1 protein-coding gene is annotated in these 1,005 nt (G+C 70.4%); it reads right to left on the bottom strand.

Translation table 11 applies throughout. The annotated features are described in order from the left end of the window. Window positions 1-593: 593 nt before the first annotated feature. On the bottom strand, window positions 594-749 hold the full coding sequence (locus tag ACIA77_RS52475) for a hypothetical protein (RefSeq protein ID WP_395893757.1): 156 nt from the start codon (window positions 747-749) through the stop codon (window positions 594-596). Window positions 750-1,005 lie beyond the last annotated feature (256 nt).

The raw sequence follows: 1,005 nt of genomic DNA, 5'->3' as shown, positions 1-1,005 counted from the left end.
CTCACCAAGACCGACGGCCACACCGCCAAGGTCTTCGGCTGGTACGACAACGAATGGGGCTACGCGTGCCGGACCGTCGAGCTCGTCGAGCTGGTGGGCCGTGAACTCCCCCGGCGCTGACCGCGCGACCCGCCGTAGGTGGGCCGACCTCTCTCCCCCCGCCGAGCGTCGTCGCCGGCGCCGCAGTGCTGGCCTCGACGGCGTGGTGGGACCTCGCGCACCGGCAGGCGGATCAAGTCCGCGGGCCGAAAACCTTGTGGGCAGTGGTAATCGCCGTCAGCTACGCAGGGCCACTCGCGTAGTTCCGGTGGGGCCTAATGCGATCCTGCTGCCAAGGACCCCGTGGAGCGAGGACCTTCGGCGCCAGAGTGATCCACCGCTGCACCCGACACTCGGGGTGAACCACGAAACGGAGAGATCATGTCCATCACAACCGAGCACGACAAGCGTTCCGACGCCACGGTTCCCCCGCGGCGTGAACCCGGGCGACGCGCATCGAGCCGAGCCCTCGGCGGCCGCGCTCTTGCCCTGCTGCGGATTGCCATGGGGCTCGTGTTTCTCTGGGCGTTCGCCGACAAGCTGTTCGGACTGCGCTACTCGACCACGACCGCGGGCGCGTGGATCCACGGCGGCTCTCCCACGCGAGGTTTCCTGGGATCCGTGGCCGTGGGCCCGCTCGCCTCGACGTTCCACTCCTGGGCGGGCACCGGGTGGACCGACTGGCTGTTCATGGCCGGGTTGTTCTGCATCGGCCTCGCCCTGGTGACCGCTGTGTCGCCGCGGATCGGCCACCGTCCGGACGGGACGGTGGCCGATCCGCTGGTGCCGGTCAGGGCCGGTGGATCGACCGCCGCCCGAACCGGCCACCGGCGGGCGGCTCATCCGGGCGGAGGTCGCGGTCGTCGAGGTAGGCCTTCAGGCGCGAGCGGACTTCGACCACCCCGTCGACGCGGCGGACGAGCGCCTCGATCAGCCCGATCATGCTGTAACGCTCGACGGTCCCGC

The organism is Amycolatopsis sp. NPDC051903 (assembly GCF_044452505.1).
GTDB lineage: Bacteria > Actinomycetota > Actinomycetes > Mycobacteriales > Pseudonocardiaceae > Amycolatopsis.
The sequence above is the reverse complement of the archived record's forward strand: the minus strand, read 5'-3'. Positions and strand labels throughout refer to the sequence as shown.

Excerpts from the sequence above, each read along its gene's own strand:
- ACIA77_RS52475 (WP_395893757.1), bottom strand. The coding sequence starts at position 749 with ATGCAGAACAACCCGGCCATGAACAGCCAGTCGGTCCACCCGGTGCCC.